General features: G+C 63.3%; 20 protein-coding genes. 11 read left to right on the top strand and 9 right to left on the bottom strand.

Features of this window, described 5'->3' with window-relative positions:
• Window positions 1–49: 49 nt before the first annotated feature.
• Together tilS and ftsH are read left to right on the top strand one after the other, a co-directional pair.
• The gene (gene tilS, locus NKJ64_RS07075; RefSeq protein WP_352462220.1) at window positions 50–1456 is read left to right on the top strand and encodes a tRNA lysidine(34) synthetase TilS; all 1407 of its coding nucleotides are present in this window, start codon (window positions 50–52) and stop codon (window positions 1454–1456) included.
• A gap of 103 nt (window positions 1457–1559) precedes the next feature.
• Entirely contained in the window at window positions 1560–3485 is a 1926-nt protein-coding gene (gene ftsH, locus NKJ64_RS07070; protein ID WP_352462219.1) for an ATP-dependent zinc metalloprotease FtsH, read from the top strand.
• A gap of 66 nt (window positions 3486–3551) precedes the next feature.
• Here ftsH and NKJ64_RS07065 read toward each other — a convergent pair whose 3' ends face one another.
• Window positions 3552–3890, bottom strand: coding sequence for a winged helix-turn-helix transcriptional regulator (locus NKJ64_RS07065; RefSeq protein ID WP_023673597.1), 339 nt, complete (start codon window positions 3888–3890; stop codon window positions 3552–3554).
• 215 nt (window positions 3891–4105) lie between these two features.
• Between NKJ64_RS07065 and NKJ64_RS07060 the strand changes: the two genes are divergently transcribed.
• Complete coding sequence (locus tag NKJ64_RS07060) at window positions 4106–4870, top strand: SDR family oxidoreductase (RefSeq protein WP_023744988.1); 765 nt, start codon at window positions 4106–4108, stop codon at window positions 4868–4870.
• Window positions 4871–4898: 28 nt separating this feature from the next.
• Window positions 4899–5768 carry an NAD(P)-dependent oxidoreductase gene (locus NKJ64_RS07055; RefSeq protein WP_352462217.1) on the top strand — a complete coding sequence of 290 codons (870 nt, stop codon included), beginning with the start codon at window positions 4899–4901 and terminating at the stop codon, window positions 5766–5768.
• A 72-nt stretch (window positions 5769–5840) separates the two neighbouring features.
• On the opposite strand, the gene NKJ64_RS07050 is transcribed toward NKJ64_RS07055, so the two are convergent.
• Both NKJ64_RS07050 and NKJ64_RS07045 read right to left on the bottom strand, forming a co-directional pair.
• Window positions 5841–6293 (bottom strand): hypothetical protein, encoded by a 453-nt coding sequence (locus NKJ64_RS07050; protein WP_023829275.1) that lies wholly within the window; start codon window positions 6291–6293, stop codon window positions 5841–5843.
• 241 nt (window positions 6294–6534) lie between these two features.
• On the bottom strand, window positions 6535–7536 hold the full coding sequence (locus tag NKJ64_RS07045) for a hypothetical protein (RefSeq protein ID WP_352462216.1): 1002 nt from the start codon (window positions 7534–7536) through the stop codon (window positions 6535–6537).
• 343 nt (window positions 7537–7879) lie between these two features.
• Between NKJ64_RS07045 and glmM the strand changes: the two genes are divergently transcribed.
• The 5 genes from glmM (at window position 7880) to serA (ending at window position 14456) form a co-directional block, all read left to right on the top strand.
• A complete protein-coding gene (gene glmM, locus NKJ64_RS07040) occupies window positions 7880–9232 on the top strand; it encodes a phosphoglucosamine mutase (protein ID WP_023728611.1) in 1353 nt (450 codons plus the stop codon).
• Between the two features lie 251 nt (window positions 9233–9483).
• Window positions 9484–10329, top strand: a complete 846-nt coding sequence (locus NKJ64_RS07035) for an outer membrane protein (protein ID WP_023806565.1) — start codon at window positions 9484–9486, stop codon at window positions 10327–10329.
• A 229-nt stretch (window positions 10330–10558) separates the two neighbouring features.
• On the top strand, window positions 10559–11419 hold the full coding sequence (locus NKJ64_RS07030; RefSeq protein ID WP_023694608.1) for an outer membrane protein: 861 nt from the start codon (window positions 10559–10561) through the stop codon (window positions 11417–11419).
• Between the two features lie 201 nt (window positions 11420–11620).
• The gene (locus NKJ64_RS07025) at window positions 11621–12796 is read left to right on the top strand and encodes a phosphoserine transaminase (RefSeq protein ID WP_023726191.1); all 1176 of its coding nucleotides are present in this window, start codon (window positions 11621–11623) and stop codon (window positions 12794–12796) included.
• 58 nt (window positions 12797–12854) lie between these two features.
• Window positions 12855–14456: a phosphoglycerate dehydrogenase gene (serA, locus tag NKJ64_RS07020; RefSeq protein ID WP_023726192.1), complete on the top strand. Its 1602-nt coding sequence runs from the start codon at window positions 12855–12857 to the stop codon at window positions 14454–14456.
• Between the two features lie 64 nt (window positions 14457–14520).
• On the opposite strand, the gene NKJ64_RS07015 is transcribed toward serA, so the two are convergent.
• Window positions 14521–14985, bottom strand: coding sequence for a DUF2231 domain-containing protein (locus tag NKJ64_RS07015; RefSeq protein ID WP_023726193.1), 465 nt, complete (start codon window positions 14983–14985; stop codon window positions 14521–14523).
• Window positions 14986–15090: 105 nt separating this feature from the next.
• The gene (locus NKJ64_RS07010) at window positions 15091–15996 is read right to left on the bottom strand and encodes a DMT family transporter (RefSeq protein WP_023726194.1); all 906 of its coding nucleotides are present in this window, start codon (window positions 15994–15996) and stop codon (window positions 15091–15093) included.
• A 209-nt stretch (window positions 15997–16205) separates the two neighbouring features.
• Here NKJ64_RS07010 and NKJ64_RS07005 point away from each other — a divergent pair, with 209 nt between their 5' ends.
• Together NKJ64_RS07005 and NKJ64_RS07000 are read left to right on the top strand one after the other, a co-directional pair.
• Complete coding sequence (locus NKJ64_RS07005; protein ID WP_023684197.1) at window positions 16206–17504, top strand: adenylosuccinate synthase; 1299 nt, start codon at window positions 16206–16208, stop codon at window positions 17502–17504.
• Window positions 17505–17580: 76 nt separating this feature from the next.
• Window positions 17581–19221, top strand: a complete 1641-nt coding sequence (locus NKJ64_RS07000; RefSeq protein WP_027050813.1) for a hypothetical protein — start codon at window positions 17581–17583, stop codon at window positions 19219–19221.
• Window positions 19222–19247: 26 nt separating this feature from the next.
• On the opposite strand, the gene NKJ64_RS06995 is transcribed toward NKJ64_RS07000, so the two are convergent.
• The 4 genes from NKJ64_RS06995 to NKJ64_RS06980 are packed head-to-tail and all read right to left on the bottom strand — an operon-like array spanning window position 19248 to window position 22326.
• The gene (locus NKJ64_RS06995) at window positions 19248–19547 is read right to left on the bottom strand and encodes a CcdB family protein (RefSeq protein WP_023673676.1); all 300 of its coding nucleotides are present in this window, start codon (window positions 19545–19547) and stop codon (window positions 19248–19250) included.
• Window positions 19547–19789 (bottom strand): type II toxin-antitoxin system CcdA family antitoxin, encoded by a 243-nt coding sequence (locus NKJ64_RS06990; protein ID WP_023693600.1) that lies wholly within the window; start codon window positions 19787–19789, stop codon window positions 19547–19549. Before NKJ64_RS06990 ends, NKJ64_RS06995 begins: the two co-directional genes overlap by 1 nt.
• A 55-nt stretch (window positions 19790–19844) precedes the next feature.
• Window positions 19845–21665 carry an ABC-F family ATP-binding cassette domain-containing protein gene (locus NKJ64_RS06985; RefSeq protein ID WP_023737032.1) on the bottom strand — a complete coding sequence of 607 codons (1821 nt, stop codon included), beginning with the start codon at window positions 21663–21665 and terminating at the stop codon, window positions 19845–19847.
• Between the two features lies 1 nt (window position 21666).
• A complete protein-coding gene (locus NKJ64_RS06980; protein WP_023737031.1) occupies window positions 21667–22326 on the bottom strand; it encodes a thiamine diphosphokinase in 660 nt (219 codons plus the stop codon).
• Between the last annotated feature and the right edge of the window lie 62 nt (window positions 22327–22388).

Here is a 22388-nt window from a genome sequence, read left to right as displayed (position 1 = left end):
TTTGCCGTGTCGTCCCTGAACCGGGACCACTTTTGCGCGACATGCATTGATGCTCGATACCGAGCCTGACTTTTCGAATTTTTCGCAGATCGACTTTACCAACGGCGCGCTTGCGGCCGTGTCCGGCGGCAGCGACTCGACCGCCCTCCTTCTTCTCCTCAAGGCTCACCTCGACCGCAGCGCCCCGACAGCCCGGCTGCTGGCGGTGACGATCGACCACGGCCTGCGTCCGGAAGCAGCAGTCGAAGCGCGCAGCGTGGCAAAGCTTTGTGCCGAGCGCGGCATCGCGCACCGGACGCTCAACTGGTCCGGCGCCAAGCCGTCGGCCGGCCTGCCCGCGGCGGCGCGCGAGGCGCGCTACCGGTTGCTGGCCGAGGCAGCGCAGGCGCAAGGCATTGGTGTGATCGTGACCGGCCACACCGCCGACGACCAGGCCGAGACCGTCCTGATGCGAGCCGCGCGGAATGATGGGCGAGAGCTTGCAGGCCGAGGTCTGGCCGGCATGGCGCCTGCCACTCTGTATGACTGGCGGACCTGGATCGCGCGGCCGCTGCTCGGCGCTCGGCGCGCGGCGTTGCGCGCCTTCCTGCAGCGCGAACATGTCGGCTGGGTCGAGGATCCGACCAACATCGACACGAATTTCGAACGCCCGCGCATCCGGGCCGTGCTCGGCGAAGACCGGAGCGGGCAGCGTTTTGCCGAGGCAATCGGCCTGGCTGGGCGGGCTGCCGGCGATCGCGAGGAACTCGGTCGCCGCGCCGCCGCCCTGATCGGTGAATTTGCCAGCCGGCCGGCGAGGGGTCTCATCCGTCTCGATCCCGGTTTTGCCGAAGCTGACGAAACGCGAGCCGCGGTCTATGCGCTGCGTGTTCTGCTGGCGGCGACGGGCGGCACCGCCTTGTTGCCGGACCAGGCGCGCGGCGAAGCGCTGTTCGAGCAAATGCGGGCCGGACCGCTTTGCGCCACATTGTCGCGGACGGTCGTCGATATCAGGCGAAACGGCATCTTCCTGCGCCGTGAATCGCGCGACCTGCCGCGTTCCGCGCCGGCAGCTGGCACTCTGCTCTGGGACGGTCGCCGGCGGATCACGCCAGACATCGAAGCCGGGGCGATCACATTGGATGACAGTCCGGGTGCATGGTTGATCGCGCCGCTTGGCGCCGCTGCCGCCGCCAAAACGCCGATTGCCGGGGATGGCGCGCCGCCAAGCCTTGTGCGCGCCGCCCTGGCTGCGGAACCGGCGCTGTGGCGCGGCGGCGAATGCCGTGGTTTTGCAGGGGATGTAGCGGCGGCGGCGGCAATCGCGGTCAGCCCCGCCGCTGCCCCCTTTGCCCGTTTCCTGCCTTGCTTCGATCTGGTGTTGGCGCAGGCCGTCGCCGAGTTGATCGGCGCACCGCCTGTTCCGGCTTGCCCTTTGGCCGCCACCGTGCCGGTTGATCATGGCGCGAAAGCTTAACCCAGACGTGCTGTTATGCTTGGCAAGGGGGGGCGCTCTCCCTATGTTAGGCGCAAGTTTCCTCTCATGACGCGTGTCCCAGCGGGCACCAACGGGACAATTGATGAATCCGAATTATCGCAATCTCGCGCTCTGGGCGATCATAGCGGTCCTGCTCATTGCTCTCTTCAATCTGTTCCAGACGCCGCAGACTCGCGGGGCCTCGACCGACGTTCCCTATTCGCAGTTCCTGCAAGAGGTCGCGGCCGGCCGGGTCAAGACGGTGGTCATCGCCGGCGCCCGCATCACGGGCACCTACGCCGACAACGCCAATGGCTTCCAGACCTATTCGCCTGGCGATCCGCAGCTGGTCTCGCGGCTGCAGGACAAGAACGTCACCATCAATGCGCGGCCTGAGTCGGACGGTTCCAACTCGCTGTTCAGCTATCTGATCTCCTACCTGCCAATGATCCTGATCCTTGGCGTGTGGATATTCTTCATGCGCCAGATGCAGTCCGGCTCCGGCCGCGCCATGGGTTTCGGCAAGTCGAAGGCCAAGCTTCTCACTGAGGCGCATGGCCGCGTCACCTTCCAGGATGTCGCCGGCGTCGACGAGGCCAAGGAAGATCTGGAAGAGATCGTCGAGTTCCTGCGCGATCCGCAGAAGTTCCAGCGCCTCGGCGGCAAGATCCCGCGCGGCGTGCTTCTGGTCGGACCTCCCGGCACCGGCAAGACGCTGCTCGCCCGCTCCGTCGCCGGCGAAGCGAATGTGCCGTTCTTCACCATTTCGGGTTCCGACTTCGTCGAGATGTTCGTCGGCGTCGGCGCAAGCCGTGTCCGCGACATGTTCGACCAGGCCAAGAAGAATGCTCCCTGCATCATCTTCATCGACGAAATCGACGCTGTGGGCCGCCATCGCGGCGCCGGCCTCGGCGGCGGCAATGATGAGCGCGAACAGACGCTGAACCAGCTGCTGGTCGAGATGGACGGCTTCGAGTCCAACGAGAGCATCATCCTGATCGCCGCTACCAACCGGCCCGACGTGCTCGACCCGGCGCTGTTGCGTCCGGGCCGTTTCGACCGCCAGGTGGTGGTGCCGAACCCCGACATCGTCGGCCGCGAGAAGATCCTCAAGGTGCATGTGCGCAACGTGCCGCTGGCGCCGAATGTCGACCTCAAGGTGATCGCGCGCGGCACGCCGGGCTTCTCGGGTGCCGACCTGATGAACCTGGTCAACGAATCCGCTCTGATGGCGGCGCGCCGCAACAAGCGCCTTGTCACCATGGCCGAGTTCGAGGACGCCAAGGACAAGATCATGATGGGCGCCGAGCGCCGCTCGTCGGCCATGACCCAGGCCGAAAAGGAGCTCACGGCCTATCACGAGGCCGGCCATGCCATCCTGGCGCTCAACGTGCCGTCGGCCGATCCGCTGCACAAGGCGACCATCATCCCGCGCGGCCGCGCGCTCGGCATGGTCATGCAGCTGCCGGAAGGCGACCGCTATTCGATGAGCTACAAATACATGATCTCACGGCTCGCCATCATGATGGGCGGCCGCGTTGCCGAGGAGTTCAAGTTCGGCAAGGAGAACATCACCTCGGGCGCCTCCTCGGACATCGAGCAGGCGACCAAACTGGCGCGCGCCATGGTCACCCGCTGGGGCTTCTCCGACAAGCTCGGCCATGTCGCCTATGGCGACAACCAGGAAGAGGTTTTCCTCGGCCATTCAGTGGCGCGCACGCAGAACGTCTCGGAAGAGACCGCGCAGATCATCGACGCCGAAGTGCGCCGGCTGATCGACGAGGCCTATGTCACGGCCAAGTCCATCCTGACCAAGAAGAAGAAGGAATGGATCGCTCTGGCGCAGGGCCTGCTCGAATACGAGACGCTTTCGGGCGAAGAGATCAAGCAGCTGATCGCCGGGAAGAAGCCCGCGCGAGATTTGGGGGATGACACCCCCACAAGCCGCGGCTCGGCTGTGCCGAAGTCCGGCCGCCGCAAGAAGGGTCCCGAGCCCGAAGGCGGCATGGAGCCTCAGCCGTCGAGCTGAGCTGACATCACTTGATGCAAGAAAACGCCGCGGCTCAATCCGCGGCGTTTTGCTATTCAGGGTCTCTCAAAGAGCATGCGGGACGGATGCATTTGCTTTGCCGGGGCGCACACCGTCAGTCCGGCCAGCATGTTGCTTGCCCCATCTGGCCAGCGGGATCAGGGCATTGTCCAGCTCGATGCCGAATTCGGTAATCGAGTATTCGACCCTCGGCGGCACCTCGGGAAAGATTTCGCGATGGACGATGCCGTCGGCCTCCATTTCGCGCAGCTGTTGGATCAGCATCTTTTCGCTGATGTCAGGCACCAGCCGCTTCAGCTCACCGAATCGTGCCGGCGCCTTGTGAATCTGCCAGAGCAGTAGCGCCTTCCATTTGCCGCTGATGACCTCCAGCGCCGGCCCCAATCCGCAACTATCTGGCTGTTTCTTTCCCATGTTTCATCCAATTCTGAGCAATCGGTGGGTAGCTTACATTTTTGTCGGTACTTGAGAAAAACCAAGCCGGTCCATAGCTTCAAACCAGCTCGCCGGCATCGGCGAACACCACAACATCATATCGGTACCTCGCTTCGACCTGCAAAGGCCGTCGGCGGCCGGATTTTGTCAAAAACGGATGGATCATGACACGATATGCAAACAAGAAGGCCGTTGTCATCGGCGGGACGCACGGCATGGGGCTCGCCGTTGCCGAAGCCCTGATCGAAAGCGGCGCCGAGGTCCTGGTCACCGGCCGCGACCAGCGCAACATCGAGGCCGCGCGAGCCAAGCTGCTTTCGCGAGCTCATGTCGTGCGGTCCGATATCTCAGACATGGCCGATATCGTCACGCTCGGTGCCGAAGTGGGGCAGAAGCTTGGCCAGATCGACTTCCTTCACGTCAATGCCGGGGTGGCCAATCTCGAACCTGTGGAGCGGGTCACCGAGGACAGTTACGATCGCACCTTCGACATCAACACCAAAGGCGCATTCTTCACCGCGCAGCGCCTGCTGCCCCTCATCAGGGATGGTGGCGCCATAGTCTTCACCTCGTCGATCGCCGACGAATCCGGCACCGGCGGCATGAGCGTCTATTCCGGATCGAAGGCGGCACTGCGCGCCTTCGCCAAGGTCCTGGCCGCCGAGCTTCTGCCGCGCCGCATCCGCGTGAATGTGGTCAGCCCTGGTTTCATCGATACGCCGACGATGGGTGTGGCGGACGCCTCGGCCGAGGAGCGGGCCGCCTTCATGGCGATCGGCGACGCGGTCACGCCGATGAAGCGCCACGGCACGATGGAGGAGGTGGCGCGCGCAGTGCTGTTCCTGGCGTTCGACGCGACCTTCACCACGGGCGCGCGGCTGACCGTGGACGGTGGCCTTGGCCAGGACCTGAGCCCGACACCGGCGTAACCGCGCAACCAAACCAAGGAGAAGCAGAATGAGCGACATAACAGTGATCGGTCTCGGCGCCATGGGCACGGCGCTTGCCGAAGCCTTTCTGAACCAGGGACATGGGGTGACGGTGTGGAACCGTTCTCCGGCAAGGGCTGAGGCTTTGGCAGCCAAGGGCGCCATTGTGGCCAAGAGTGTCGAGGAAGCCGTCAGATCGAGTCCACTGATCGTGGCGTGCCTGCTTGTCTATGACACCGTTGGTGAGGTGCTCGGCCCAAGCCGAGCCGCGCTGTCGGGCCGCACATTGGTCAATCTCACCAACGGCACGCCCGAGCAGGCGCGGGCGATGTCGGGCTGGGCGGTGAGCCAGGGCGCCAGCTATATCGACGGCGGCATCATGGCGGTGCCGCCGATGATCGGCGGGCCGCACGCCTTGATTCTCTACAGCGGTTCGCGCCAGGCGTTCGATGCCTGTTCGGGGCAGCTCGGAGCGCTCGGCACCAGCAAATTCCTCGGTGAGGATCCAGGCCTCGCGCCGCTCTATGATATCTCGCTTCTGACCGGCATGTACGGCATGTTCGCGGGCGTTCTGCAGGCGTTGGCATTGACGGGCGCAGCAGGAATCCCGGCCGGCGAGTTCATGCCGTTGCTGGCCTCCTGGCTTCAGTCGATGCAAGGCCTGCTGCCGAAGTGGGCGGAACAGATCGACAGTGGCGATCACACCAGCAATGTCGTTTCCAACCTGGGCATGCAGGCTGATGCCTATGTCAATCTCATCGATGCCAGCAGGTCGGCTGACGTCAGCACCGAACTCGTCTTGCCGATGCAAAGCCTGATGAAGCGCGGGGTGGCTGCCGGCCAGGCCAATGCCGATCTTACAAGCCTGGTCGCACTGCTCTCGAAACAAGGCGCTTGACGGGGAAGACCCAAGAGAAGGCCCGCCAACCTTGCGGTTGGGGGCCTTCGATCTTCAAACGCTGCTGGTCGATCAGCTCTTCAGCTTGGCGTTGCAGAGGCTGTAATAGCCGCCGCCCTTCTGGATCCAGCGAAGGCCGTTCAACGTACCCGCGTCCTTGTTGCCGTGGTAGCCCTGCAGGCATGTCTTCATCCGCGCCTTCGAGGGCTTCTCGGTCTTGAATTCGGCGGCGAGGGTGGTCGGGAATGTCACGCCCGTCGGCGCTACAGCGAGGGCGACCGCCGCGCTGGTTTCCTTCTGCGGCTGCGGCTCGGTTTTGACCGCATCCGCATTGGCACTCTCCGCAGCTGACGTCGCACACTTCTCTGTGCGGAAAGCGGTCCAATCCATGCCGTTCAGAGTGCCGCCTTCCTTGGCTGTGCGATAAGCCTCGCCGCATTCCTTCATTGTCAGTGCGCTTGCAGGGGTGACGCTCCACGCAATCCATGCCGTCACAGCCAATGCCGCCAATTTCAATCTGGACATAAGACCCTCCTGGTTGACAAAAGTTCGATGTCCTTTTGTATACCATTTGTTCTGCATATGTTCAGTTGGAATCTTTGCGAACCACCGATATGTCTGGGGTGGGCAGTGTGGGCGAATAGATGATGCCGACAGCTTCCGCGATATGTAGACGTCGATCAACGCCGGGTGTGTTCGAGCGCAATAAAAAGGCCCGCGCATGCTGCGATGCGCGGGCCTCTGTCTGGAGAATATGGCTACGCGATCAGCTCTTCAGCTTGGCATTGCAGAGGCTGTAGAAGCCGCCGCCCTTCTGGATCCAGCGCAGGCCATTCAGCGTGTTGGCGTCCTTATTGGCGTAGTAGAGCTCGAGGCAGGTGTGCATGCGGCCCTTGGCCGGCGTCTCGCCGGCGTATTTCTTCGAGATCGCGGCCGGGAACTTCACGCCCTTGGGAGCGGTGACCGAGGGCTTCTCGGGCTCGATGGTATAGGTCGCCTCGCTCGGAGCGGGCACGGTGTCGTCGTCATCTGCGCCTGCGCCGCATTCGGCCTTGCGGAAGTCGTTCCACTTCTTGCCGCCCAGAGTATTGGCAGACTTGGCAGCCTGGTACTTGGCGCTGCAATCGGCCATGCTCAGGCCCTTGCCGCTGCTGTCGGCAGCTGCCTTGGTGGTTGCCTTGGCGGGTGCTGCCGCGGCCGAGGCCCCGGCGGCGCATTCGGTCTTGCGGAAGTCGTTCCACTTCACGCCGTTCAGCGTGCCGGCGGCCTTTGCCGCCTGGTATTTGGTGCTGCATTCCTTGGCCGTCAGGCCCTTGGCGCCATCGTCGGTTGTGGCTGCGGCCTTGGTCGTGGCCTTGGCCGGTTCTGCCGAGGCGGATGCGCCGGCGGCGCATTCGGTCTTGCGGAAGTCGTTCCACTTTGCGCCATTGAGCGTACCGGCGGCCTTGGCAGCCTGGTACTTAGCGCTGCATTCCTTGGCCGTCAGACCCTTGGCGCCGTCATCAGCAGCGGCGGCCTTGGTCGTGTCCGTCTTGGCCGCAGCGGCCTTCTTGGCCGCCGGCTTTGCGGTCTCGGTGGTGGCCGCCGCGTCGGTGCCGCACTCGGCCTTCCGATACTGATTCCAGGTCTGCCCGTTCAGCGTGCCGGCGTCCTTGGCGGCATTATACTTGGTACTACACTGGGCCATGGTCAGCGCGTTGGCGGGCGCCGCCATGAACAAGGTTGCGACGGCAAGACCCGTCAAAGTTGCAAGTCGGTGGATGAGCATGGCGTTCTCCCGTTGCTGCGCCCATAGGTTGTACCTGTGTCAATCAATAGCTCTCAACGCTAGGCTGCGCCAGATGCTAAACGGCGTTCTCCCGATAAGGTGATGGACCCTTGCGATCTGCCCCTCCAACAGTCCGGCTTACCGGCCCAATCTGCGCAGTGTGGCCCAGTGTGAATGCTATATTGCGGCAACACCGTGTCATGATACGCTGCCAACGCTCCGAACAGCCTGCTACAATGATTTTCTAAGAATTGGTAATATACAATCACACAATGTGATAGTCGGGCTCGGACCAATTGTGGCATTACGAGCCGGCTGAAAACCGACGGGGATTCTGGCAAGCATGGCAGGACGTTATTTTGGCACCGACGGCATTCGCGGGCGCGCCAACAAGTTTCCGATGACGGCTGAGATTGCGATGCGGGTCGGCATGGCCGCCGGCCTGTCGTTCCAGCGCGGCAGCCATCGCCACCGCGTCGTGCTCGGCAAGGACACCAGGCTGTCCGGCTACATGATCGAAAACGCCATGGTGTCCGGCCTGTGCGCGGCCGGCATGGATGTGTTCCTGCTCGGCCCGATCCCGACACCGGCGGTCGCCATGCTGGTACGCTCGCTGCGCGCCGATATCGGCGTCATGATCTCGGCCTCGCACAACCCTTATTACGACAACGGCATCAAGCTGTTCGGTCCCGATGGCTACAAGCTCTCCGACGAGATCGAGGAGCGCATCGAGAGCATGCTCGACAAGGATATCGAACTGGCGCTCGCCGATTCCGACGGGCTCGGCCGCGCCAAGCGCGTCGACGGCGTGCATGACCGCTACATCGAATTCGCCAAGCGCACGCTGCCGCGCTCGATGTCGCTGTCGGGTCTCAGGATCGTCGTGGATTGCGCCAATGGCGCAGCCTACAAGGTGGCGCCTGCCGCACTTTGGGAACTGGGCGCCGAGGTCATTGCCATCAATGTCGATCCGAACGGTTTCAACATCAACAAGGAATGCGGCTCGACCCATCCGGCCGGCCTGCAGAAGAAGGTGCATGAAGTGCGCGCCGATATCGGCATCGCACTCGACGGCGATGCCGACCGTGTGGTCATCGTCGACGAGAACGGCGCCATCGTCGACGGTGACCAGATCATGGCGCTGATCGCCGAGTCCTGGCACCAGAGCGGGCGATTGGCCGGCGGCGGCGTCGTCTCGACGGTGATGTCCAATCTCGGCCTCGAACGCTTCCTTGGCGACATGAAGCTGCAGCTGCATCGCACCAAGGTCGGCGACCGCTATGTCGTTGAGCATATGCGCGCGCATGGGTTGAATGTCGGCGGCGAGCAGTCGGGCCACATCGTGCTGTCCGATTTCTCGACCACTGGCGACGGGCTGGTCTCGGCGCTGCAGGTGCTGGCCTGCATCAAGCGGCAGAACCGGCCGGTCAGCGAACTGTCGAAGAAATTCGAGCCGGTACCGCAGCTGCTGAAGAATGTCCGCATCGCCGGCGGCAAGCCGCTTGAGGAAGCCACGGTCAAGGCGGCGATCGAAGACGCGCGCAACCGTCTCGGCAAGGCCGGCCGCCTGGTCATCCGGCCCTCCGGCACCGAGCCGCTGATCCGCGTCATGGCCGAGGGCGACGACCCACAGCTGGTCGAGGCCGTGGTCAACGACATCGTCGACATCATTTCGGAAACGCGCAGCGCCGCCTGATTGCGCTGCCTACAACGGCAGGGGCGGACTGCCGGCTCAAGACTTCAAGCCCGCCTGCAGGCGGGCTTTTTGTTTCGGCCAGGGTTGGTCCCAGCGTCATGCCGGCGGAGGCCGTTTGCTAAAATGTCGAGAATTCGTGGTTAATCGACAGGGTTAAACGCCTTTTAACTTTTGCAATTCATTATCCACAACTGAGGTCAAACACATTCGAGCGGATTCAAAGTTCCGACGGGTTCTCAGGGGTGACAAACATGTTCAATACAGCAAAAATGGCTTTCCTTGCCGCGCTGTTCGCAGGCGTGGCCGGGCCAGTATTCGCCGCCGATCTGGCGGAGCCGCCAGTGGTCGAAGAGGCGCCGGCGCCGATCGCCTATGAGCAGCCGGCCGATTTCGGCGGCTGGTACATCCGCGGCGATATCGACTATCACTGGTCGAAGTTCCGCGGTGGTGACTATATTACCTACGGACCCGGCACGAACGACTTCGACACCGGCAAGCTCAAAAGCGCATTTTCGGCCGGCGCCGGTGTCGGTTACCAGATCAACCAGCATTTCCGTACCGATCTCACACTCGACTGGATGAGCAAGTCCAAATTCCGCGGCTCGACCAGCGGAACCTGCGGCGATCTGCTTCCTTGTACTTCCGTCGACACTTCCTCCTATTCGGCATTGTTGCTCCTCGCCAATGCCTATGTCGATATCGGTACTTGGCACGGCGTGACGCCCTATGTCGGCGCCGGCATCGGCGGTGCATGGCTGAAGTGGGATACGCTGCACAACACCGACAGGGACGGTTCGTTCGAGCACCGCGGCGGCAAAGGCTGGCGTTTCGCCTACGCCCTCATGGCCGGCGCCTCCTACTGCCTGACCGACCGCGTCAAGCTCGATGTCGGCTATCGCTACAGCCACATCAATGGCGGCCGCATGTTCGAATACGCTTCTGGACTGGGCGGCACCACCGGCGCTGGTCCGGGCTTCGATCGCGGCATCAATGTGCACGAAGTGCGCGGCGGCCTGCGCTACCAGTTCGGCCGGTCGGACTGCGCCCCGCCGCCGGAGCCTTACCAGCCCGAGCCCGAGCCGATCTACACCAAGTAAACGCTTCGAAACTTCCAGTTCGCGAACCGCCCGGCTTTTGCCGGGCGGTTTCGTTTGTGGTCTCAAAGAGACCTTCCAGACGGCGTTGACCGCCAGGAAAAAGCCCGGCGAAATCAATTCGGTAACGCTCCGTTATCCTTAACCCTGACTTAACCACTATGGTTAACAATGCTTGCTGAAACGGCGCCCGCGATTAAGGACGGGCGCCAATTTCAGGAGCCGGGGACCCATGAATTTCAAATTGCTGACAGCGCCGGCACTTGCCGCACTCGCGCTTGCGCTGCTGACGCCGGCGCAAGCCGCGGACTACGATCCGCCGATCTATGTCGATCAGGCGCCGGACTATCAACCGGTCGAGGTCGGCTCGGGCTGGTATCTGCGCGGCGATGTCGGCTACGCGTTCAGCCATCCCTTCGAGCATGAGGAAGCGACAACCGGCCCGCTTAACAGCTTTACCGATGAGAGCAGCCTTTTCACAGGCAGTTTCGGTATGGGGTATCATGTCAACGACTATCTTCGGGTCGAGCTGAACGGCGGGATTCTTCCGACCGACAAATTCGGGGAACACGCCAAGTTGGCAGCCACTTGCGACGGCCATACGCTTGTGGACGACGGTTTTGGCACCATCAATTCCGTCGCGGCTACGCAGGCATGCGATCTTTCCGACAATGCTTCCAACAAAGGCTACAGCATCATGGCCAATGGCTATGTCGATCTCGGCACCTATGTTGGAATCACTCCATATCTTGGCGGAGGGGTCGGTGTCGCATACAATAAATATTACAGGAGCATTGGGGCGAAGGATTGCGTGGAAGTGGCCCCCAATTCGTCCGGCACGGGCGGGTTCTCTTGTGATGATCCGGCCGGTTACGAGGGTGCAACGGATAAGGAGGGCAAATTCAACCTTGCCTATTCGATCGGGGGCGGTCTTTCCTATCAGGTGGCCAAGAACGTGTCGGTTGACCTTGGCTACGAATATTTCTCGGTGCCGGGCGCCAAATACGTCGCTTATGACAGCGGCGCCTTCAACATCCACAAGGGCATCAATTATCAGACGGTCAAGCTCGGGCTGCGCTACGACCTCTGGTAGGCTGGCTGCAGATACGAAACCCGACGGCGGATCTCTTCGATCCGCCGTTTGCGTTTGGGCTCACGACATCCTGATCCCGGACTGCTTCTATCTTGTCAGCGACAAAAACTTTCCTCTTGACGCCTGAGGGCTGAACGCATATCGCCGTCCGTGGGCCACCCCTCCCCAACGAGGGGCCACTATCTGGAAGGATAGACCACGATGACGACGCATACGAAGCCCGGACTCCGTCCGGCAAATCCCAATTTCTCCTCAGGTCCCTGCGCAAAACGCCCCGGCTGGTCGGTCGAGGCGCTGAAGAATGCCGCGCTCGGCCGTTCCCACCGCGCCAAGATCGGCAAGACCAAGCTCGAACAGGCGATCGAGCTGACTCGCGAAATTCTCCAGGTTCCGGCGGATTACCGTATCGGCATCGTGCCGGCGTCGGACACGGGTGCTGTCGAGATGGCGCTGTGGTCGCTGCTCGGTGAACGCGGTGTCGACATGGTGGCATGGGAAAGCTTTGGCTCGGGCTGGGTGACCGATGTCGTCAAGCAGCTGAAGCTCGCCGATATCAGAAGGATCGAGGCAGGCTATGGCGAACTGCCGGATCTCACCAAGATCGATTTCGACCGCGATGTGGTCTTCACCTGGAACGGCACGACCTCAGGCGTGCGCGTGCCGAATGGCGATTTCATACCGGCGGATCGCAAGGGCCTGACCATCTGCGATGCCACCTCAGCGGCATTCGCGCAAAAGCTCGATTTCCAGAAGCTCGATGTCGTCACCTTCTCCTGGCAGAAAGTGCTGGGCGGCGAGGGCGCACACGGCATGCTGATCCTGTCGCCTCGCGCCGTCGAGCGACTGGAAACCTACAAGCCGGCGTGGCCGCTGCCGAAAATCTTCCGCCTGACCTCGGGCGGCAAGCTGATCGAAGGCATCTTCAACGGCGAGACCATCAACACGCCGTCGATGCTGTGCGTCGAGGACTATCTCGATGCGCTTCATTGGGCGAAGTCGATCGGCGGTCTCGATGCGTTGATTGCCAGAGCCGATGCCAATGCCGCCGTGCTCGATGGCTTTGTCGACAAGTCGTCCTGGCTCGGCCATCTCGCGGTCGATGCGGCGACACGGTCCAACACGTCCGTATGTCTGTCCTTCACCGACGCCGATGTCGCGGCGCTCGACGCCGACGGGCAGGCGGCTTTCGCCAAGGCGATCGTCTCTATGCTCGACAAGGAAGGCGTCGCGTACGACATCGGATCCTATCGCGATGCACCTTCCGGCCTGCGCATCTGGTGCGGTGCCACCGTCGAGACATCCGATCTCGAGGCGCTGCTGCCTTGGCTCGACTGGGCCTTCGCCACGCAGAAGGCTTCGCTGAAGGCCGCAGCCTGAGATTTCGTGGTGGCCTGCGGGCCGCCCTTTCCCGACAATCCAGTTCAAGGAGGCCGCCATGGCGCCCCGCGTTCTCGTCTCTGACAAACTCTCCACCACCGCCGTCCAGATATTCAAGGACCGCGGTATCGAGGTCGACTATTTGCCCGATCTCGGCAAGGACAAGGAAAAGCTGCTCGAAGTCATCGACCAGTATGATGGTCTTGCCATCCGCTCGGCGACCAAGGTCACGGAAAAACTGATCAACGCAGCGACAAGACTCAAGGTCGTCGGCCGCGCCGGCATCGGTGTCGACAATGTCGACATCCCCGCGGCGAGCCGCAAGGGCATCATCGTGATGAACACGCCCTTCGGCAATTCGATCACCACGGCCGAACATGCGGTGGCCATGATCTTTGCACTCGCCCGGCAGATCCCGGAGGCCAATGCCTCGACCCATGCCGGCAAATGGGAAAAGAACCGTTTCATGGGCGTCGAGATCACCGGCAAGACGCTGGGTGTCATCGGCTGCGGCAATATCGGCTCGATCGTCGCCACGCGCGGCGTCGGCCTGAAGATGCATGTCGTTGCCTTCGACCCGTTCCTGTCGGACAAGCGCGCCGAGGAACTCGGCGTCGACAAGGTCGAGCTGGACGAGCTTTTCGCCCGCGCCGATTTCATCACGCTGCACACGCCGCTGACCGACAAGACGCGCAACATCATCGACGCGGCGGCGATCGCCAAAATGAAGAACGGCGTGCGCATCATCAATTGCGCGCGTGGCGGGCTCATCGTCGAAGCCGACCTGGTCGCGGCGCTGAAGAGCGGCAAGGTGGCGGGCGCCGGCGTCGATGTGTTCGAGGTCGAACCGGCGGAGAACAACGCGCTGTTCGGCATGGAGAATGTGGTGGCAACGCCGCATCTCGGCGCCTCGACAGCGGAAGCACAGGAAAATGTTGCGCTGCAAGTAGCCGAGCAGATGGCCGACTATCTGATCAAGGGTGCGGTTTCGAATGCCATCAACATGCCCTCGATCACGGCCGAGGAAGCACCGCGGCTAAAGCCGTTCGTCAAGCTCGCCGAAGTGCTCGGCGCCTTTGTCGGCCAGGTCACCGAGGACCCGATCAACGAGGTCGAGATCCTGTTCGACGGCTCGACCGCGACGATGAACACGCGCGCCCTGATCAGTGCGACGCTCGCCGGGCTGATCCGGCCGCAGGTCGCCGACGTCAATATGGTGTCGGCGCCGATCATGGTGAAGGAGCGCGGCATCATCGTCGCCGAGGTCAAGCGCGACAAGTCGGGCGTGTTCGACGGCTACATCAAGCTGACGGTGAAGACCGAGCACATGACGCGCTCGATCGCCGGCACCTGCTTCTCCGACGGCAAGCCGCGCTTCATCCAGATCAAGGGCATCAATCTCGACGCCGAGGTCGGCCAGCACATGCTCTACACAACCAATGCCGATGCGCCCGGCATTATCGGCCTGCTCGGCACGGTGTGCGGCGAGAACGGCGTCAACATCGCCAACTTCCAGCTCGGCCGCAACCGGCCGGGCGGCGACGCGATCGCGCTGCTCTATCTCGACGCGCCGTTCCCGGAGAAAGTGCTGGAACAGGTCAAGGCGCACAAGTCCATCGACTCGGCCAAGCGGCTGCAGTTCGACGTCAACGCAATGTAGTTGACGGCGTGGCGGATGCGGCGGTCCTCCCCCCATCATTGGGGCGGCCGTCGCAGAGGCCGGTTCAGGTCAATTCGTCTGAGCCGTCGGAGACGCCCACGCGATGCCGATAGACCAGTTCCCAGCCCTTCCACCCTGTAAACAGCAGGATCAGAACCACGATCAGCGATAAGATAAAGCCGGTCGGGATCACAGCCGCCGCTCCACCGGCATAACGCGAGTACCAGTTATAAAGCTCGATCAGCACGACGAGCACGTTGCCGCCGGCATGGAGCCATGCCGTCGTGAGATTGCGGATCTGAACATCGCCGAGAACATCCGTCAGGCCGGTAAGAGCGGCCAAGGCGCCCATGATCAGGCCGGCGCCGAGAAGCCAAAGCGATCCGGTGACCCACCCGGGATCGGCTGTTTGCCAGAAAATCAGATCGCAAACGAAGGTGCCGACAAAGAAGGCGATCGGAAACGGAATCAGCATTGGGTGAATGGGGTGACCGGCAATGCTTGCCGTGCTGCGAGGGTTATGGCTCATCTTGTTGCCTCCCACGCAAGCAAACTCCGCCAGAGGTAAAATGTTCCAGGTCGGCGCGCGGCAGCAGTTATCGCGACGGCGGCGCAGCGCGGCAGCAGCCAAATGTTATCCGCGGCGGTTCGGTGCCGCCATCTTGCGCCCGCTGTATTCGGCGAGCGAAATGCCGCCCAGCACCAGGACGAGCGCCAGCGCCTGGTAGAGCTGGAATGTCTCGCCGACGATCAGCACTGACAGCAGCGTGCCGAAGATCGGCACCAGATTGATGAACAGCCCGGCACGGTTGGCGCCGATCAGTTCGTTGCCCCTGATGTAAGTGATCTGCGAAATGACCGAAGCGCCGATCGCGGTATAGACGATGACCACCCAGCCGCTGATATCGGGGACGATAACCTTGCCGGCGGCGACCTCCCACAGGAAGAACGGCAGCGAGGTGATGAGGGCAGCGATCGCCAGGGACAACATCAGGCTCTGCCAGCGCATCACCGGCTTCAGCCGCAGCCCGACCGAATAACCGCTGTAGAGGACGACCGCGACCAGCATGATGGCGTCGCCGAAATTGAGTTCCAATGGGAGCAGCCGGCGCGGATCGCCGTGGCAGGCAGTCAAGATGACACCGAAGATGGTCAGCACCACGCCCGCAATCTGCGCCCAGCTCACGCGCAGGCGGAAGAAGAAGAAATTGGCAATGATGATCAAGACCGGCATTGCCGCCTGTTCGATCGAGACATTGATCGCGGTCGTGTAGTTGAGCGCGGTGTAAAAAATGGTGTTGAACAGAGTGAAGCCGCTGGCGCCAAGTGCAGCCAGCACGAACCAGTGTTTGCGCACCACCTGCCAGTCCTCCCTGATCGTGCGCCAGCCGATCGGCAGCAGGATCGCGACGGCCAGCACCCAGCGCAGGAAGACCAGCGTCATCGGCGAGACGTGATCGACCGCCAGCTTGCCGGCGACGGAATTGCCGCCCCACAGCAGGGTGGTCAGCAGCAGGAACAGGTAGGCGCGTCGATGCATTGCGGGATTCCGGCCGCCTGGGAAGTTGTGTTTGCCGGCCTATTGCCCCCGCCGACGCAAGTAAATGATGTCAAAGCCGAAAATTGTTGTGCCTCAGGGCATTTTCGGCGGCAAAGAAAGGTCGCGCTTGCGAGGTCTTGACGCTATAGAGGCCTGTCGTTTCGAACCATATCCAGGCCGCCAGGGCGGCATCTCAAGGGAAAAGAAACATGGCCAATGTGGTGGTCGTCGGCTCGCAATGGGGCGACGAAGGCAAGGGCAAGATCGTCGACTGGTTGTCGGAGCGCGCCGACGTGGTCGTGCGCTTCCAGGGCGGCCACAATGCCGGCCATACGCTGGTCGTCGACGGCAAGGTCTACAAACTGTCGCTGCTGCCGTCGGGCGTGGTGCGGCAAGGCAAGCTGTCGATCATCGGCAATGGCGTCGTCTTCGACCCGCACGCCTTCGTCGCGGAAGTGGCAAAACTCAAGGCGCAAGGCGTCGAGGTCACGCCGGACCGCCTGAAAATAGCCGAAAACACGGCGCTTATCCTGTCGCTGCACCGGGAGCTGGACGGATTCCGCGAGGACGCCGCCTCCAATTCCGGGACGAAAATTGGCACGACGCGTCGTGGCATCGGCCCAGCCTATGAAGACAAGGTGGGCCGGCGCGCGGTTCGGGTGATGGATCTGGCGGATTTGGAAACGCTGCCTCTCAAGGTCGACAGGCTGCTGACGCATCACAATGCGCTGCGTCGCGGGCTTGGCCATGGCGAAGTCACGCATGAGGCGATCATGACCGAGCTGACCTCGGTCGCCGATGAGATCCTGCCCTATATGGACCGCGTCTGGAAAATCCTCGACGACAAGCGCCGCGCCGGCGAACGCATCCTGTTCGAGGGCGCGCAAGGCACGCTGCTCGACATCGACCACGGCACCTATCCGTTCGTCACCTCGTCCAACACCGTTGCCGGCCAGGCAGCCGCCGGCTCGGGGGTGGGCCCCGGCGCCATCGGCTATGTCCTGGGCATCACCAAGGCCTATACGACGCGTGTCGGCGAAGGCCCGTTCCCGACCGAGCAGAAGAACGAGATCGGCGAATTTCTCGGTACGCGTGGCCACGAATTCGGCGTCGTCACCGGGCGCAAACGCCGTTGCGGCTGGTTCGACGCCGTGCTGGTGCGCCAGGCCGTCGCCGTCAACGGTATCAAGGGCATCGCCCTGACCAAACTCGACGTGCTCGACGGGCTGGATGAGATCAAGGTCTGCACCGGCTACCGTCTCGACGGCGAAACGATCGACTATCTGCCGGCCAGCCAGGGCGCGCAGGCGCGTGTCGAGCCGGTCTACGAGACGCTCGAAGGCTGGAAAGGCACCACAGCCGGCGCGCGCAGCTGGAACGACCTTCCGGCGCAGGCCGTCAAATATGTCCGTTACATCGAGGAGCTGATCGGGGCACCCGTCGCGCTCCTTTCCACCAGCCCGGAACGGGACGACACGATACTTGTGACCGATCCGTTTCAAGACTAGTTTTCTGAAGCCTTTCCGGGCATCGCGGCCGATTTGCGGGGGCCGGCGCGGAAACAAAATACAGGTCGACTGAAGCATGGCAGATTTCGTTGCTATTCTGAAAAAGGCGCTCGACAAGCACGGCGACGAAACGCCCGAAAAGCGTACGCGGATCTATGACAGCGTTCGTACCATGCTGGCAAAGAAGCTTGCGGAGTATTCGCCGCCGCTGGCCGCCGAAGCCATAAGCACGCAGAAGCGATCCCTGGAAGATGCCATCTCGAGCGTCGAGCGCGACTATGCCAGGGCGGTGCCGGCATCCGATCCGCTGGCGGAGCTGGAGCACATCTTCTCCTCCATCGACCGCAACAAGAACCAGTCCAGTCATGTAAAGCCTTCCGCCACGCCTGCGCCGGCCTGGCAGCCGGCGAAACCCGTGCAGCCGGCGCCGACCGCCAGGACAGAGCCGAGCTGGCAGAGGCCCGCGCCGACACCGCCGTCGCCTGCGGCGCGTGCAGAAACCATCGACAAGCAAGCCGTGGAGCTGGACGCCGACGACGACAGCGCCGATGTGTTCGCCAATGACGAGCAGCCGGTCGCGGACACGTTCCAGCGCCTGCGCCCAGCCGAGCGCAGGCGCAGCTATGGCGGGTTGATCGCGGCTGTCGTCGCGCTTCTGGTGGTCGCCGGCGGCGGCTATGGCATCTGGCTGAACAAGGATGCCTTTGGCTCGATGCTGGGCCTCGGCGGCGACACCAAGACGGTCTCGACCGAACCGCTGGTAAAGCCGGCGCCGGCCAAGCCCGCGGCCGATGCACCGGCACCGGCCGCTGCCGGCGAGGGAACGAAGTTCACCCAGCGCCTGTCGCCCGAAGGCGGTGAAACCGACCCCGGTCCCGCGGCCGGTCAAAGCGGCATCGGCGAGGGCGAGTCCGTCGCCGCGCTGACCACACCGCCCCCCCCGGCTCCAGCGCCACCTGCGGCTCCAGCGCCTGCGACCCCGCCGGCCGGCGACGCCGCAGCCACGGGCGCGCCCGCCACGCCGGCGCCCGACGCTTCCGCCACGCCACCGGCAACGCCGCCCGCCGATGGCGTCGCACCGCCGGCCAATGGGGCAGCACCGGCTGATGCCGCCGCCACGCCGCCCGCTGCGCCGGCGGCCGCCGCTCCCGCGCCGACCGTTGCGGTCGGCCAGAAGGCGATCTTCTACGAGGAACGCACCTCGACCGCGCAAGGTTCGGCCGAACCCGGCAGCATCGTCTGGTCGCTGGTGCAGGAATCGCCCGGCGGCGACCTGCCGCCCGAGCCGGCGATCCGCGCCGAGGCGACCATTCCCGGCAAGGACATCCAGCTGCGCATGACCATCCGCCGCAATACCGACCAGACGCTGCCGGCCAGCCACATCATCGAGATGATCTTCCTGACGCCCGAGGGCTTTGACGGCGGTGGCGTCGACAACATCCTGCGCGTCGCCATGAAGAGTTCGGAACAGGATGCCGGCAGCCCGCTGATCGGCATTCCGGCCAAGATCGCCGACGGCTTCTTCCTGGTGGCGCTCAACGACACCAAGGCCGACGAGGACGCCAATATGACCTTGCTTCGAGGCCAGGACTGGATCGACGTGCCGGTGGTCTACAAGACCGGACGCCGGGCGCTGCTGACCATGGAAAAGGGCATTCCGGGCGAGAAGGTGTTCGACGAGGCGCTGAAGGCCTGGCAGGCCAAGACGGCAGGTTGACGGGCGGCAGTAGCGGCTGCCTTCGCTCAGAAGCCCTGGAACAGCATGTCGAGGGCGGCGACGATGTCGTCGTGATGTCTAGAAAGGTTTCCCTCTGGCATCCGCAATTCGGACGCGCTGAAGGCCGACACAAACTGTGTGACCATCACAAGATCTTTGCCGTTTATAGCGAAGGTCGGGTTCAGGCGGCGGCCAGGAAGCGGGGCAATCTCGGGCGGCATCAAAGGAACGACCACCCTCGTGCTCAGCCCTTCAAGCATATCTGACTGCACGTCGAGAAGATAACCGTCGCTCTCGGTACTCCGATAGAAATCGTAACGCGCCATCAGAACGGCCGGTGTTTAGCCAATGGCAGTCCGTTCTTTCGGACATATTCGTTGGAGCTTTCGATGGCTTCCCTGTTTTCTTCTTGCCATCGACGCGTTTTCTCCGCCGCAATCGCTTTCGCGATCCCTGCTTCGGCAGCGCGGGAGATGTTGATGCCCAACGCTTTGGCGTCCTTGATCAACTGAGAGTCAATGGACGTGTTGACAGAGGTCCGCTGAGTTTTTGGCGTCGATTGAAGCACGGAGATGCCTCCTTTCATGCGCACAATATACGCGCATAAAAGACCGCAGGCAATGCTACCCCTCCATCTCCTCACGCAGCATTTCCAGTTCCAGCCACTCTTCCTCGAGTGCGGCCAGCGTGGCGCGTTCCTTGTCGAGGGCGGCGATGGTCTTTTGGAACGAGGCCGGGTCGCGCTCGTAATAGGCGGGATCGGCGATGTTGTTTTCCAAACGCGAGATCGAGGCCATTACCGCCTCGATCTTCTTGGGCAGCGATTCCAGGGCGAATTTCTGCTTGAACGACAGTTTCTTCGACGGCCCTTTTGGCGCTGCCGGCTCGCTCTTGCCCGGCGCCGGCGCATCGCTGGCTTCGGCCTTGGCGCGCGCCTTGCGGTCGTCGAGCCGGGTGCCGCCGCGCTGCGCCAGCATGTCGGAATAGCCACCGGCATATTCGATCCAGCGGCCGCCTCCGTCCGGGGCGATGATGCTGGTGACGGTGCGGTCGAGGAAGTCGCGGTCGTGGCTGACCAGGATGACCGTGCCGGCAAAGCCGGCGACAAGTTCCTGCAACAGTTCCAGCGTCTCCATGTCGAGATCGTTGGTCGGCTCGTCGAGCACCAGAAGGTTGGCCGGCCGCGCCAGAACACGCGCCAGGAGCAGCCGCGCCCGTTCGCCGCCGGACAGCTCGCGCACCGGGGTGCGCGCCTGTTCCGGCTTGAACAGGAAATCCTTCATGTAGGACACGACATGGCGCTGCTCGCCATTGATGACGAGGTTTTCGCCGCGCCCGTCCGTGAGATACTGCGCCAGGGTCTCGGCCGGATCGACCGCCTCGCGCTTCTGGTCGAGCGTGGCGATTTCCAGATTGGTGCCGAGCCGCACCGAGCCGGCATCGGGCTTCATCTCGCCGGTGAGCATCTTCAACAGCGTCGTCTTGCCGGCGCCGTTCGGCCCGACAAGGCCGACGCGATCGCCGCGCTGGATGCGGGTCGAGAAGCCCTTGACCACGGTCAGGTCGCCAAAACTCTTCTCGATGTTCTTGGCCTCGATCACCAGCTTGCCGGATTCGGCGGCGTCGCTGGCCACCATGGTCGCCGAGCCCTCGGCGCCGCGATGGCCGCGAAAACGCTGGCGCATGGTCTGCAGTTCGCCCAGGCGGCGCATGTTGCGTTTGCGGCGAGCCGTCACGCCATAGCGCAGCCAATGCTCCTCGCGCACGATCTGGCGGCCGAGCTTGTGCTGTTCGCGCTCTTCCTCTTCCAGCACAAGGTCGCGCCATTCCTCGAAATGGCCAAAGCCCTTGTCGAGGCGGCGGGTCTGGCCACGGTCGAGCCAGACAGTGGCGCGCGAGACGCGTTCGAGGAAGCGACGGTCGTGCGAGATGACGATCAGCGCCGAAGACGTCCGGACAAGCTCTTCTTCCAGCCATTCGATGACCGACAAATCGAGATGGTTCGTCGGCTCATCAAGCAGCAGAATATCGGGTTCGGGCGCCATGACGCGGGCAAGTGCTGCGCGGCGCGCCTCGCCGCCGGAGAGATCGTTGGGGTTCTCCGTGCCGGCGAGGCCGAGATGCTCCATCAGATATGTGGCGCGGTAGGGATCGTCGGCAGGCCCAAGCCCCGCCTCGACATAGGCGCGCACATTGGCAAAGCCGTCCATGTCGGGCATTTGCGGGAGATAGCGCACCGTTGACGAAGGCTGGCGGAAGACCTCGCCGTCTTGCGGCTCGATCAGACCAGCAGCAATCTTCAGGAGCGTCGACTTGCCGGAGCCGTTGCGGCCGACGAGCGCGATCTTGTCACCGGCGGACGCCGTCAGTTCGGCGCCATCGAGCAGCGGCGTGCCGCCAAAGGTCAGTCTTATGCCGTCGAGGTTGAGAAGGGGCGGGGCCATGTCAGCTTTCAGGCAAGGGGTAGGGGTGGGCGAGCAGCAGCGCGCGGCCATGGCCGAGCGCGATTTCGAGGCCGCCCCCGGTCGTGTTGGACTTGACCTCGTTCGAGATGGTCAGCGACGAGCCGAACAAGACCTCGACATGGTCGAGCGGCCACTTCGCGCCGGACACGGTGAGGCCCGAAAGATCGGAAAAGCCGAGCACCGAAAACAGCGTTCCGTCGGCATAGTCGAAGCCGGCCTTGCCATGCAGCAGAGGGGCGCCTTCCTGCGCTCCGCTGGTCAACAGCACTTTTGTGCCGGCCTCGGCCAGCCGCAGGCTGAGCGCCAGATGGAGGAAGGCGTGGTCGGCGCGCTTGCCGCCGAAAGCGCCGGCCAGCACCAGGCTGGTGGCGCCGCGTTCCAATGCCGCCGCGATCGCCAGTTCGCCATCGGTCTTGTCCTTTTCGGGAGGAAACACCTCCCGCGGCACGGCGGCGAGATCGGCAGGCAGGTCCGCCGGCACAGAATCGAAATCGCCGACCCACAGCTCCGGCATCAGGCCGATCAGGCGGGCATGACCGATGCCGGCGTCGGCGGCGATGACGCGCGTGCCCGCGACCTGGCGGTCGAGCCGCGGCGTGCGGACGAGATCGCCGCCAAGCAAGATGGTGAATGTGCTCATATCCGCTGGCCCTTACCAGCCCCGCCGACGAAACGGAAGGCCGAGCGGCACCGTCACTCTTT

The organism is Mesorhizobium sp. M0062 (assembly GCF_040323125.1).
In the GTDB taxonomy this organism is placed as follows: domain Bacteria; phylum Pseudomonadota; class Alphaproteobacteria; order Rhizobiales; family Rhizobiaceae; genus Mesorhizobium.
The sequence above is the reverse complement of the archived record's forward strand: the minus strand, read 5'-3'. Positions and strand labels throughout refer to the sequence as shown.